Origin of the sequence: Undibacterium sp. 5I2, assembly GCF_035019605.1 — a bacterium.
Classification (GTDB): domain Bacteria; phylum Pseudomonadota; class Gammaproteobacteria; order Burkholderiales; family Burkholderiaceae_D; genus Undibacterium.
In genome coordinates, this window is the sequence record NZ_JASJVS010000032.1 from 1 (window position 1) to 12,678 (window position 12,678).

A 12,678-nucleotide genomic window follows, 5' to 3' on the forward strand; every position below is an offset into this window, starting at 1 on the left:
CGCCAAAAGCATGCGGGAATGACGAGGCTGCGGCATGCGGGAATGACGAGGCTGCGGCATGCGGGAATGACGAGGCTTCGGCATGCGGGAATGACGAGGTATGCGGTGTTTCAGATGTAAAAAAGCGTCCATCAGGCTTTTGCGACGATCTATTAAGTTGCTAATATAAAACTACCGGAGACTATGTATGAAAACTGTACGTACAGCAGCACAATTATTCGATTTGAGCGGCAAGACCGCACTCATTACCGGCGGCTCGCGCGGCCTCGGCTTGCAAATGGCCGAAGCCTTGGGTGAGCAGGGTGCGACGGTGGTTCTGTCGGCGCGCAAACAAGCCGATCTCGATGAAGCCGTCGCTCATTTACATAGTCGCGGTATTACTGCCAGCGCCATCGTGGCCGACCTGGCGCGTGCCGATGCCGTCACGCCGCTGGTCGATGAAGCGCTGGCACGGCTCGGTCATATCGACATCCTGATTAATAATGCCGGTGCGACTTGGGGCGCGCCGGCTGAAGATTATCCGCTGGAAGCCTGGGATAAGGTCATGAACCTCAATATTCGCAGCATTTTTCTGTTGGCCCAAGCGGTCGGCAAGCGTTCGATGATACCGCGCCGCAGCGGTCGCATCATTAACATCGCCTCGATTGCCGGCTTGGCTGGCAATGGCCCCGGCACCATGCAGACCATCGCCTATAACACTTCGAAAGCGGCCGTGATCAATTTCACCCGCACTTTAGCCGGTGAATGGGGCGTGCACGGCATTACCGTCAATGCCATCGCACCGGGGTTTTTTCCATCGAAGATGACCAAAGGCATACTCGAACAACTGGGAGAAGAACAATTGTCCAAAGACGCGCCACTGCAGCGCATCGGTGATGATGAAGACTTGAAAGGCGTGGCCTTGCTGTTCGCTTCCGACGCCGGCAAACACATCACCGGCCAAACTTTGGCGGTTGACGGCGGCGTCTCGGCGGTGTAACGATGGAAGCGAGCAAATCCGCCTCAGCCACGATCGCGCAACCGAGCGCCGACCTCAATCCTTTCTTGCATGATCTCGGAGTCGAATTTTTGGAGATGGAAAACGGTCAGGCGCGGCTCGCGCTGGATCTGTCCGAACGCCATATGAACAGTTGGCAAATCACGCATGGCGGTGTGCTGATGACTATGCTTGATGTGGTCATGGCGATGGCCGGACGCTCGCTGCATGCTGATCTCAAAGGTGTGGTTACGGTGGAAATGAAAACCAGTTTTTTGCAACCGGGTGGCGTAGTCGGCGGCAGCATCGAAGCGCGTGGCAAAGCCTTTTATCAATCCACCACCATGTGTTTTTGTGAAGGTGAAATTTGGAATGGTGAACGCTTGGTCGCCAAGGCGATGGGGACCTTCAAATATCTGCGCCGCTTGAAATCGGGCGACAATATGAAGAAATTGTACGGTAGTGACTGAATTGTTTCAGTTTGCCGAAAATTCAAGGAGACAAAATGCAGCAAACCCCGATTGCGCTATTCCTGAGTAGTTTTTTTTGTCTGACTCTGTCCACCCATGCGGTCGCCCAAAGCAGCATAGCCGATGCGGCCGCCAGCGATCCACAACAACTCGGCTGGATGCAAGGCTTTCCACCGCCGGCCGATAAGCTGGTGAAATTTTCCAACGGCAGTAATTATCAATTCCCACGCACCCGCTGGTCATTCTCACATGGCCGCGAGCTGGGTCCGACTGCGAACGTTTGGCACGGTGCCGGCCCGGTCTCGGTGCTGCCGCAAGCTTTGCGCGATCTCGCTGCGCTGCCCTTACGCGATACCAACGATGTCGCGGTCAGCTGGAGCGACATGGAGAGCGCCACCTATACCGACAGCATACTGGTGCTACATCAAGGGAAAGTAATTTACGAAAAATATTTCGGCATCACAAAGCCATACCTGCCGCATATCGCCATGTCGGTTACTAAATCGTTTGTCGGTACCTTGGCCGCCATGTTGGTCGAAGAAGGTAAATTGTCAGCCGATGCGCCGGTCACCGACTATGTGCCGGAGTTGAAAGACAGTGCCTATGGCGACGCCACGGTACGCCAGGTGATGGACATGACCATAGGCGTGCAGTATTCGGAAGCCTATGCCGACCCGAAAGCCGAAGTCTGGGATTACGCGCGCGCCGGCGGTTTGTTGCCGACCAAGCCAGACTATGCAGGGCCGCATAGTTTTTATGAATTCTTGGTCAAGCTGAAAAAACAGGGCGAACATGGCCAAGTATTTGCGTATAAAACTGCTAACGCCGAAGTGTTGGCGTGGATAGTCAGGCGCGCCAGCGGCGTTTCCTTGGCCGATTTGTTATCGCAACGCATTTGGCAAAAACTCGGCACCGAAAATGACGCCTATTTTTCTGTCGACAGCATCGGCACCGAACAAGGTGGCGGTGGCTTGAACCTGACGCTGCGCGATATGGCACGCTTCGGTGAAATGTTGCGACTCAATGGCAAATTCAATGGACAGCAAATCGTGCCGGCGGCCGTAGTCGCCGATATCCGCAAGGGCGGCGATCCAGCTAAATTTGCGCCGGCCGGTTACACTAGCTTGCCCGGCTATTCGTATCGCAATATGTGGTGGGTCGGGCATGCCGGGCATCACCCGTTTGAAGCGCGCGGTATTCACGGTCAACGGATTTACATCGATCCGGCCGCGCAACTCGTTATTGTGAAATTTTCTTCCCACCCGCTGGCCGCCAATGGCGCCAGCGATCCTATCACGTACCGTGCTTTTCAAGCACTGGCTAACGCACTGATGAAATGAGTCTCTTATGAATAATACTTTTCAACGTATCGTCCTCGCCTCCCGTCCACAAGGCCAAGTCACGCTCGACAACTTCCGTCTCGAAACGGTCGGTATTCCGGTTCTCGGCGCCGGCGACGTCTTGGTACGCAATCATTACATGTCGCTCGATCCGTATATGCGCGGCCGTATGGAAGAGAGTAAAAGTTACGCCGCCCCGCAGCCACTCAATGAAACCATGATAGGCGGCACGGTCGGCGTGGTCGCAGCCAGCAATAATGCCCGCTTCGCCGTTGGCGACCAAGTCATTGGCATGCTCGGTTGGACCGAAATGGCGATCTCAGACGGTCTTATGCTGCGCAAACTCGATACCAGCCACATTCCCTTGTCGGCCTATCTCGGTGCCGTCGGCATGCCGGGCCTGACCGCTTGGTATGGTTTGACCCAAATCATGCATGTCAAAGCCGGTGAAACCGTGGTGGTCTCGGCGGCCAGCGGTGCGGTGGGCAGCGTGGTTGGGCAGTTGGCCAAACAAAAAGGCTGTCGCGTGGTCGGGATTGCCGGCGGTGCGGAAAAATGCGCCTATGTGGTCGATGAACTCGGCTTTGATGCCTGCGTCGATTACAAAGCCGGTCAGTTGCACGACGATTTGGCCGCTGCGACACCGAATGGTATTGATGCCGTGTTTGAAAACGTCGGCGGTGAAATTTTTGATGCCAGCTTGGCACGCATGAATCCGTTTGGTCGTATCGCTTTGTGCGGCATGATCGCCGGTTATAACGGCGAAGCGATCAGCATTCGCAATGCGCGCGCTTTTTTGACTATGCGCTTGACGCTGCGCGGCTTTATCGTCTCTGAACACATGGACCTGTGGCCACAAGGTTTGCAAGAACTCGGTACGCAAGTCGCCAGTGGCAGTTTGAAATTTCGCGAATCGGTGGCCGATGGCATCGCCGCTGCACCGCAAGCCTTCATCGGTTTGCTCAAGGGGCAGAATTTCGGCAAGCAGTTAGTTAAATTAGTTTAATTTTTCCATAAAAATAAGCAGGAGACAAAAAATGAAAATATTTAAAGATCGCGTCGCCGTCATCACCGGTGCCGCCAGTGGTTTCGGCCGTGAATTTGCCTTGATCGCCGCCGCGCGCGGCATGAAATTGGTACTCGCCGATGTGCAGCAAGATGCACTCGATCGTACCGCAGCCGAACTCACAGCACAGGGCGCAGAAGTGCTGGCCATGCTGTGCGATGTGCGTCATGCTGCGCAAGTACAGGCTTTGGCCGATGCCGCCATGCAGCGTTACGCTGCGGTTCATTTGGTATTCAATAATGCCGGCGTCGGTTCCGGTGGCTTGGTGTGGGAAAATACCGAAGCCGATTGGGAATGGGTACTCGGCGTTAATCTGTGGGGTGTGATTCACGGCGTGCGGATTTTCACCAACCTGATGCTGGCTTGCGCCAAGCGCGATGCCGATTATGAAGGTCACATCGTCAATACCGCCTCGATGGCCGGTTTGCTCAATGCCCCTACCATGGGCGTCTACAATGTCTCCAAGCATGCAGTGGTATCCTTGTCTGAGTCGCTGTACCAAGATTTGCAATTGGTCGGCGCTCCTATCGGTGCTTCGGTACTGTGCCCGTATTTTGTGCCGACCGGGATTTCGCAATCGCATCGCAACCGTCCCGACGATGTCAAAGGCAGCCTCGCACCAACCGCCAGCCAACGTGCGGCGCAAGCGATGTCGGATAAAGCCGTTAATTCCGGTAAAGTGACGGCGCAGGAAGTGGCGCAGAATACCTTCAACGCCATCGATGCCGAACAATTTTATATTTACTCGCACCCATCGGCTTTGGCGAATGTACAGGAACGCATGGAAGACATCGTCATGCAACGCAATCCCGGCGACCCGTACAAGGCGGCACCGCATATCCGCGCTATGCTGCGCGAAAAACTCAAAGCCTGATTCCGCCACCGCCAGGAGTTCCCATGACTGCAGCCATACAGACTGATCAATATCTCACGCTCGACAACGGCACGCGCTTGCATTTCGCTTCAGCCGGTGAAAAAGGCCGGCCGCTGCTGCTGTTTGTGCACGGCTTTCCGGAATTCTGGTACGAATGGGTGGCGCAATTGCCCGAGTTCGGGCGCGATTACTATGCGCTCGCGCCCGATTTGCGCGGTTTTAATCTGTCCGACATGCCGACCGATTTGGCCGCTTACAAGGCGCGCCACATCGTCGACGATTTGCGCTTGCTGATTTTAGCCAGCGGTTATCAGCGTGCCGTGATCGTCGCGCATGATTGGGGTGGGGCCGTGTGCTGGAATATGGCCATCGCTCTGCCACAGATGGTGGAAAAGCTGATTATCATCAATTCTCCGCATCCGTATTTGTTTACGCAAGCGCTGGCGCAAACTGGCAGCCAGCAAGCTGCCAGCGAATACATGAACTGGCTGCGCGCCGAAGGTTCGGAACAAGCACTGGCCAACAATGATTTTGCTTTGCTCGATGGTTTCTTTAACGGCATGGGGCAGCCCGCAGCGGCTTGGTTTGATGCCGCCACCAAGGCGCGCTACCACGCCTGCTGGGCGCGCGGACTGCATGGCGGAGTCAATTATTACCGCGCCTCGCCACTGCATCCACCAACGGCCGGGCAGCGTGGCCCCTTGCAATTGAATTTGAATCGGGACGACTTTCAAGTTCGCGTGCCGACCCGCGTGATTTGGGGTGAAAATGATCAGGCCTTACCGGTCACTTTGCTCGATGGTTTGGAAGAATTTGTCGCCGACCTGCAGGTCGAGCGGATTCCCGAAGGCAGTCATTGGATCATTCATGAGCAGCCGCAGCGCGTCAACACGCTGATACGGCGCTTCTTGAGCGAATAGGAGAGCTCGCATGGCACGCCAAGACTTTACTTTTTTTCACGCGCTGCGGGTGCGCTGGTCGGAAGTCGACATGCAGGCCGTGGTATTCAACGGCAATTACCTCAATTATGTCGATGTCGCCTTTACCGAATACTGGCGCGCCACCGGCTTACCGAATGCGCAGCAACAGGCGAGGGAAGGGCAGGAGTTGTATGCGCGCAAAGCCGGTCTCGAATATCTGGCACCGGCGCGCTTTGATGATGTCTTGACGATAGGCATGCGCTGTGGCCGTATCGGCAACTCCTCTATGCAATTCTTGATAGAAATCTATCGCGACACCGATTTGCTCGTCAGCGGCGAACTCGTGTATGTGTATGCCGACACCGCCGCCCGCCGGGCTGTGACGGTGAATCCGGCTTGGCGTGCGATAATTATGAACTTCGAAACCTTGGCACCAGCCTGAGACTATGACTACTTTACCTGCCACTACCCGCATCGTGCTTGGCGATTGGGCCACCTTGGAAACTGATGCGTATGCCGTGCGCCATGCCGTATTTGTCGTTGAGCAACAAATACCGGTCGAACTCGAGTGGGATGCCATGGATGCGCAATGCCTGCATGCTGTCGCGTATAACGAGCAACAAGAGCCGGTCGGTACCGGCCGCTTACTGCCGGATGGACATATCGGTCGCATGGCGGTGTTGGCGAGTGCGCGCAATACTGGCGTCGGTGCGCAAATTCTGCGTTTGCTGATGGAACAGGCGCGCTTGCGCGGCGATGTGTCGGTGCGTCTCAATGCCCAGCAAGCAGCAGAAACTTTTTACTCCCGCGCCGGCTTCGCCCGCGACGGTGAAATTTTCATGGAAGCCGGGATTGCGCATATTGGTATGCAGCATCGCTTCCCCAGGTCATAGCAGGCTGCTCGGTTGCCATTGTGCTTGAAGCAGCGCAACCGCATTTTTATACCTGAAACACCGTATACCTCGTCAGTCCCGCATGCTGTTGGCTGTTACCCAGTATCGTTTTTGGCACTGAAAACACCATCATTTCTGGTATGTTCAGTTAAGCACGAACTCCACCAGGTTCCCGCCAAAAGCGCGCTGAGCATTACCCACAAGTCAGGTCGATTGCGCATCCACCCAGCCGTCCAATTCGTCATTGCCGCGCAGGTGCCTTTTATCTCTGTGCTGCTCAGGCGCAGCAGGCCGTGTTGATTTAACAGAAAAAAAGTGCCCTTGATCGACCCTCCCAGCCTGAAGGCACTAAGGTGCCACTCGATTCCTGCCTACGCAGGAATGACGAGGCGAGAGCACGGGCGAATGACATGTCTGCCAGTTGGAGTAATGATACCGACTGAAAACCCTTTTGCGACAGCCTCTTCAGGTCGGAGATGGAGAGCTCGGAGGCATAGCCTCCGGGCTTTTCTTTTTTAAAAGGAAGCCAATTGGGCGAATTCTGGAAATACCGTGTCGGCAACTGACGCATGATTTGCGAAATTCGCGACAAGCAATTTCTGATTACTTTAGTAAGTTTTGGCAATTTGCGCGAGGTGTAGCGACGAGGAGACGTCATAGCAATATAGTGGGCAGTGCCAGCAGTCCGACGAGGGCTGGTGGCGAGTAGTCCCAGGAGCCTGAGCAGATTTCCGTATGATCGTTGTTATGAAGCAACTTGGTTGAAAAACACTGATTGGCATTATCGTGCTGTTTAGGCTACATTAATAAGACTGCCAAGACAGTTAATTTAGCCTTTGCCCACACGCGCTTTTCGAAAGAGCTCAGCATGGATGTCATTCCCGATACGCAAGCGCGTTGTTTTGATATCTTTAACGGCGATGCCGATGGTATTTGCGCCTTGCATCAGTTGCGCATGGCCTTTCCGCAGAAGGCCATCGAAGTCACCGGGGTGAAGCGTGATATTGCCCTGTTGGAAAAAATCTCGCCCAAGGCTGGCGATCGTCTGACGGTACTCGATATTTCCTTCGATGCCAATAATGCAGCTTTGCAGCGCCACTTGGCCGCCGGGGCGGAAGTGAGGTATTTCGATCATCACAGCGCCAATACCGTCTTTACCCATCCGCAGTTGCAGTTTCACTGGAGCGAGGCACGCGATGTTTGCACCAGTATTTTGGTCGACCGTTATCTTGGCGGTCGCTATGTGATGTGGGCGATGGTGGCTGCCTATGGCGACAACCTCAACGCCGTCGCCAATGGCATGGCGATGCAACAGAGTTTGAGTTGGGCCGATCGTTCGCAATTGCAAGAGCTCGGCAAACTGCTCAATTACAATGCCTATGGCGAACAAGTCGAAGACTTACACCTGCACCCGGCTGAGCTGTATCGCGAAGTCCAGCATTACGCCAATCCTTTCGACTTCATTCAAAGCTCACCACATTTCCTTGCCCTGCAGTATGCGTATGCAGAAGAATCGACCTATCTGGCCGGCCTCAAGCCAGCCAGTAACAATGTCTGGGGGGCAATCTACATCTTGCCTGACGTCTCGTGGGCACGCCGCATTTCTGGCTTGCTGGCCAATAAATTGCATGAAGAACGTCGTGAGCAGTCGTTTGCCGTCCTCACGCCTAAGCGTGGCGGTGGTTATGTTGTCAGTGTGCGCTCGGCGCAGCCGGAGCGGCAAGCAGCCAGCCGCTTTTGTGAGGGCTTCCCCGGCGGCGGTGGGCGGCAACTGGCGGCCGGCATTAATCACCTTGAGTCGGCTGACGTTGATGATTTTTTTGCCCGTTTCTTTGCCTACTTTATTGCACTGTGAAGCACACCCAAGTCTTCGCTTTGTCGTTCCCATAGTCAATTGAGTCGCTGCAATGTGTGAGACACCAAAGGCGCATCGTCGTTCTTCTCAGCGAACCCAATCTTCGTAAGGCAGACCAGAAACGCGGGCAAATTCACGCACATTGTTTGTGACCAGCACGCAGCTCGAAGCCATCGCATGACCTGCAATCGCGCTGTCGTTCTCGCCAATTACCAAGCCTGCCGTAGTGAGTTGAATCTTCACCGCTATCGTCGCGTCAACCGCGGCTTGGTCCCACGGCAAGACCGCATCGAGGCGTTTCACGAATTCATCAATCAGCGTTTTGTGCTTGGGCGATGCCTTTTTGCCGATCTGTCCGTAACGCATTTCAGCATAGGTAATTGCAGAAATTACAATTCGATTATTTTGCGCAACCTCCTTAGCTAATCGCTGCAAAACCGACAAAGGGTGCTCGCGCATAATGAACGAGCAAATGCAGGTATCGAGCATGTACGTCGTCACAAAGTAAACCTGCCTTCATCGCTGATCAGGCTTTGACGATCTTGCAGAAAGTCTGCATCAACTTTGGGTAATTCAGTCAGCGATATCCAGCTCGGACGAACCGGGCGTAGGGTGATGGTGTCACCGCTGCGGGTAATTTCCAGCTCACTGAGCCCTTCATAAGACATGTCAGTCGGGAAGCGAATTGCTTGATTCTTACCGTTCTTAAAAATTGCGACAGTCCGCATAATCTTACTCCTGCATCTGTTTAACACAGCTTACTATAGCAGTCCGTTAAGACCTATGCAATGCCTATGCTCACATCAGCTAGGAGCCTGAGCGGCAGAACGAGTCGAAGCGAAATATGGACCGCTCAGGTGATTTTGCAGCCGACTCCGTTCTGCCGCTCAGGCTCCTAGGCATACTTGCCCGCGCGTTCACAGCAGCGCGACCACTACCCCGGCCGTCAAGACCAGTGTGCCGGCAATACGTTCAGTGATCAGCGCATAGCGTGGCGCGGTGGCATGTTGGCCGAGTTTGCCGGCCAGCATGCCGTACGCGAGTAAGATAAAAAATTCCGGTATCATCGAGCACGCTGCCAAAATGAGCATTTGCCCGGCCAGTGCGGCTTGTGGGTCGATGAATTGCGGCAGGATTGAGACAAACATCAGCAAGCCCTTGGGATTGCTCAATTGCAGCAGCATGGCAGCGCGATAAATCTGCATGGACGTGCGCGGGGTATCCGCGGCACGCGGCAGCGTCAGCGCCGAGGGGCGGCCGAGCAAGGCGCAGGCACCGAGATAAATCAGATACGCCGCTCCGCCGTATCTGAGTGTATGAAATAAAAGGGGGGCGGTTAACAATAGTGCGCCGATACCGCTGGCTGAGAGCGCGAAATACACCGCATTGCCGCTCAAGATGCCGGCCGCGGCCCAGAGCGAAGTGCGCCAGCCACGTGCCATCGCGCACGCTATCACCACCATTACCGCGGGTCCCGGCGAGAGCGACAGCGCGGCTTCGGTGGCGGTAAACAATGCCAGATTATGCCAATCCATTGCGTTTTATTCTTGCAGAAATGCGCGCAAGGCATCGAGCACTTGGTCGGCTTGTTCAGCCATCAGCGCATGGCCGCACTGATCGAGCAGCACGAAGCGGCTGTGAGCGATCTGTTGATGCAGCAGGGCGGCGGCTTTCGGTGGCGTCATCTGATCTTTTTTTCCACTCAATAGCAAGGTCGGGCAACGCACGCTGTGTGCTGCTGCAGCACCGTTGGCATAGGCATTGCAAGCGGAAAAATCGATATGAAAAATCGCTTCGCTGCTGCCGGCGGCAATTTTCTGCATCAAGCGGCGGCTGCCGCCCAGAATGGAAAAACCGGGTCCGGGGCAAGACGGTTTATGCGTCATTGCGCTGTGTGACCAAATATTGACCATGTCGATCGCGCTTTGTACCTCATCGCGCGCGGCATTGAGCAGGCTGTCTGACACTTTCATTGGCCAGGCACTGCCGAGCAAGCCCAGATGCGTCACGCGCTGCGGCGCGCGCGCACATACTTCGAGGGCAATCAGCGAACCCATGCTGTGGCCTATCAATGCGGCTTGTTCCACACCGGCGGCATCGAGCACGGCCAGCACCCAGTCGGCCATCTGTTCGACACTGGTGAGCGCGCTGCCGCCGCTGCGGCCATGCGCCGGTAAATCGAGCGCCAACACATTGTAACCATGATGGGCCAGGTAACGGCTTTGCAAAGCCCAGACGGAATGGTCGTTTTGCGCGCCGTGAAGGAACACCACGCTCGCTAGTGCCGGATTGATCGCCTTGCCGCCGCTGTAGCAGTAGGCTTGCTGGTGTTGTACTGTGTACATCATGTCAAGCCCCCTTCATGGCGGCTTTCAAGCCACGCGCCAAGTCTTCGATCAAATCATCGGGGTCTTCCAGCCCGATTGATAAGCGCATGGTGCCTTCGCTGATGCCCGAGGCGGCCAATTGTTCTGCCGGTACGCGGAAATGCGTGGTCGAGGCCGGGTGGATTACCAAGGACTTGGCATCGCCGACATTGGCTAAGTGTGAAAACAACTGCAGTGCTTCGACAAAGCGGCGGCCCGCGGCGCGATCGCCTTTGAGGTTGAAAGAAAACACTGCCCCCGCACCTTTTGGCAGCAGGGTCTTGGCCAACTCGTAATCGGGATGGCTGGCTAGTTCCGGATAAGCGATCGATGCCACCGCCGGATGGCTGAGTAAAAATTCCACTACCTTACGGGTATTGGCGACATGCCGGTCCATGCGCAGGCCCAGGGTTTCTATGCCCTGTAAAATCGCAAACGCATTGTGCGGGCTCATGCAAGCGCCGAAGTCGCGCAAACCTTCGCGTCGTGCGCGTAAGGCGAACGGTGCCACACTCGATTCCTCGGCAAAGACCATGCCGTGAAAACCGTCGTAGGGTGCGCAGAGTTCTTCGAAACGGCCGCTTTGTGCGTAGGCCTGTTGCCAATCAAATACGCCGCCGTCAACCAGCAAACCACCGATGGCGGTGCCATGACCGCACAGAAATTTCGTAGCCGAATGACAGATCAGGTCGGCACCGTGTTCGAACGGCCGTAATAAATACGGAGTGGTGAAGGTGGCATCTAACAACAGCGGTAAATAATGCTCATGTGCCAGCTCACTGACGGCGGCGATATTGAGCACATCAAGACCGGGGTTGCCCAAAGTTTCAGCGAACAAGGCCTTGGTGTTAGGGCGGATCGCGCCACGCCAGGCATCGAGATCGCGCGGATCGACGAAACTGGTTTCTATGCCGAAACGTTTCATCGTATACGCGAGTAAATTCTGCGAGCCACCGTAAATCGCGCGCGAGGCGACGATGTGCGAGCCACAGCCGGCAATCGTTGCGATCGCCAAATGCAGTGCTGCTTGGCCGCTGGCTACGGCGATCCCGGCGACACCGCCTTCGAGTGCGGCAATCCGCTCTTCGAGTACCGCATTGGTCGGATTCGAAATGCGGGAATACACATGGCCGGCGCGTTCCATATTGAACAGGGCGGCAGCGTGGTCGGTATCGTTAAATACAAACGAAGAACTGAGATAAATCGGTGTTGCTCTGGCGCCGGTTGCCGGATCTGGCGTGGCACCGGCATGCAAGGCTAAGGTATCGAAGCCGGGGTAATGTGGTCCGCTCATAGACTGCTGTCTCCATATTTTGATGTAGCAATGCTACCATTAAGCTTCACTGCGGAATATGTTTTACACTGGAAAATCGGCGAAGGCGCTGGATTTTTTCAAGCGCTTGCGATACATTGAACAGTAGTGGTGGAAAAATACAGATAACAGAGGGGGACACACGATGAAAGTTTCAGAAATACTCCAGGTCAAGGGCAATATCCTGTTTACGATTACGCCCGACACATCGATCGTCGAAGCCGTCAGCTTCATGGAAGAAAAAGATATCGGCTCATTAGTTGTGATGGAATACGGCGACCTCGTCGGTATCTTGACCTTTCGCGAAGTGATCCGCGCGATTCATACGCATCAAGGCTCGATCGGTAACGGCACGGTGCGCAAATACATGGATGATCACCCGATGACGGTGACGCCGGAAACGGAAGTCAATGAAGTGCGCCGCATGATGTTGGAAAAACACTCGCGCTATCTGCCGGTGATGGACGCCAAAACTCTCATGGGCGTGATTTCATTTTATGACGTTGCCAAAGCCGTACTCGAAGCGCAAAGTTTTGAAAATAAAATGCTCAAGGCCTATATCCGCGATTGGCCGGCAGAGCAGAACGAAGAGTAATAACATGAGGC

At 55.1% G+C, this 12,678-nt stretch carries 15 protein-coding genes; 10 read left to right on the forward strand and 5 right to left on the reverse strand.

Going from position 1 to position 12,678, the window contains the following annotated elements; all coding sequences use genetic code 11:
* Positions 1–187: 187 nt before the first annotated feature.
* The 9 genes from QN359_RS12230 (at position 188) to QN359_RS12270 (ending at position 8,394) form a co-directional block, all read left to right on the forward strand.
* Positions 188–979 (forward strand): SDR family oxidoreductase, encoded by a 792-nt coding sequence (locus tag QN359_RS12230; RefSeq protein ID WP_322248598.1) that lies wholly within the window; start codon positions 188–190, stop codon positions 977–979.
* 2 nt (positions 980–981) lie between these two features.
* Positions 982–1,446: a PaaI family thioesterase gene (locus tag QN359_RS12235; RefSeq protein ID WP_322248596.1), complete on the forward strand. Its 465-nt coding sequence runs from the start codon at positions 982–984 to the stop codon at positions 1,444–1,446.
* Between the two features lie 35 nt (positions 1,447–1,481).
* The gene (locus QN359_RS12240) at positions 1,482–2,786 is read left to right on the forward strand and encodes a serine hydrolase domain-containing protein (RefSeq protein WP_416200192.1); all 1,305 of its coding nucleotides are present in this window, start codon (positions 1,482–1,484) and stop codon (positions 2,784–2,786) included.
* A 7-nt stretch (positions 2,787–2,793) separates the two neighbouring features.
* Entirely contained in the window at positions 2,794–3,792 is a 999-nt protein-coding gene (locus QN359_RS12245) for an NADP-dependent oxidoreductase (protein ID WP_322248594.1), read from the forward strand.
* 31 nt (positions 3,793–3,823) lie between these two features.
* Complete coding sequence (locus QN359_RS12250; protein ID WP_322248592.1) at positions 3,824–4,726, forward strand: SDR family oxidoreductase; 903 nt, start codon at positions 3,824–3,826, stop codon at positions 4,724–4,726.
* 23 nt (positions 4,727–4,749) lie between these two features.
* Positions 4,750–5,646 carry an alpha/beta hydrolase gene (locus tag QN359_RS12255; RefSeq protein WP_322248591.1) on the forward strand — a complete coding sequence of 299 codons (897 nt, stop codon included), beginning with the start codon at positions 4,750–4,752 and terminating at the stop codon, positions 5,644–5,646.
* A gap of 10 nt (positions 5,647–5,656) precedes the next feature.
* Positions 5,657–6,088, forward strand: coding sequence for a thioesterase family protein (locus QN359_RS12260; protein WP_322248589.1), 432 nt, complete (start codon positions 5,657–5,659; stop codon positions 6,086–6,088).
* 4 nt (positions 6,089–6,092) lie between these two features.
* The gene (locus QN359_RS12265; protein ID WP_322248587.1) at positions 6,093–6,539 is read left to right on the forward strand and encodes a GNAT family N-acetyltransferase; all 447 of its coding nucleotides are present in this window, start codon (positions 6,093–6,095) and stop codon (positions 6,537–6,539) included.
* Between the two features lie 868 nt (positions 6,540–7,407).
* On the forward strand, positions 7,408–8,394 hold the full coding sequence (locus tag QN359_RS12270; protein ID WP_322248584.1) for a DHH family phosphoesterase: 987 nt from the start codon (positions 7,408–7,410) through the stop codon (positions 8,392–8,394).
* A gap of 87 nt (positions 8,395–8,481) precedes the next feature.
* Here the strand turns inward: QN359_RS12270 and QN359_RS12275 are convergent, their stop codons facing one another.
* From QN359_RS12275 to QN359_RS12295, 5 genes are all read right to left on the reverse strand, one after another.
* The gene (locus tag QN359_RS12275) at positions 8,482–8,883 is read right to left on the reverse strand and encodes a type II toxin-antitoxin system VapC family toxin (RefSeq protein ID WP_322248583.1); all 402 of its coding nucleotides are present in this window, start codon (positions 8,881–8,883) and stop codon (positions 8,482–8,484) included.
* 8 nt (positions 8,884–8,891) lie between these two features.
* On the reverse strand, positions 8,892–9,122 hold the full coding sequence (gene vapB / locus QN359_RS12280) for a type II toxin-antitoxin system VapB family antitoxin (RefSeq protein ID WP_322248582.1): 231 nt from the start codon (positions 9,120–9,122) through the stop codon (positions 8,892–8,894).
* Between the two features lie 189 nt (positions 9,123–9,311).
* Positions 9,312–9,929, reverse strand: a complete 618-nt coding sequence (locus tag QN359_RS12285; protein ID WP_322248581.1) for a LysE family translocator — start codon at positions 9,927–9,929, stop codon at positions 9,312–9,314.
* A 6-nt stretch (positions 9,930–9,935) separates the two neighbouring features.
* Positions 9,936–10,742: an alpha/beta hydrolase gene (locus QN359_RS12290; RefSeq protein ID WP_322248580.1), complete on the reverse strand. Its 807-nt coding sequence runs from the start codon at positions 10,740–10,742 to the stop codon at positions 9,936–9,938.
* A gap of 1 nt (position 10,743) precedes the next feature.
* Complete coding sequence (locus tag QN359_RS12295) at positions 10,744–12,054, reverse strand: O-acetylhomoserine aminocarboxypropyltransferase (protein ID WP_322248579.1); 1,311 nt, start codon at positions 12,052–12,054, stop codon at positions 10,744–10,746.
* Between the two features lie 163 nt (positions 12,055–12,217).
* Here QN359_RS12295 and QN359_RS12300 point away from each other — a divergent pair, with 163 nt between their 5' ends.
* Positions 12,218–12,667 (forward strand): CBS domain-containing protein, encoded by a 450-nt coding sequence (locus QN359_RS12300; protein WP_322248578.1) that lies wholly within the window; start codon positions 12,218–12,220, stop codon positions 12,665–12,667.
* Positions 12,668–12,678: the final 11 nt, after the last annotated feature.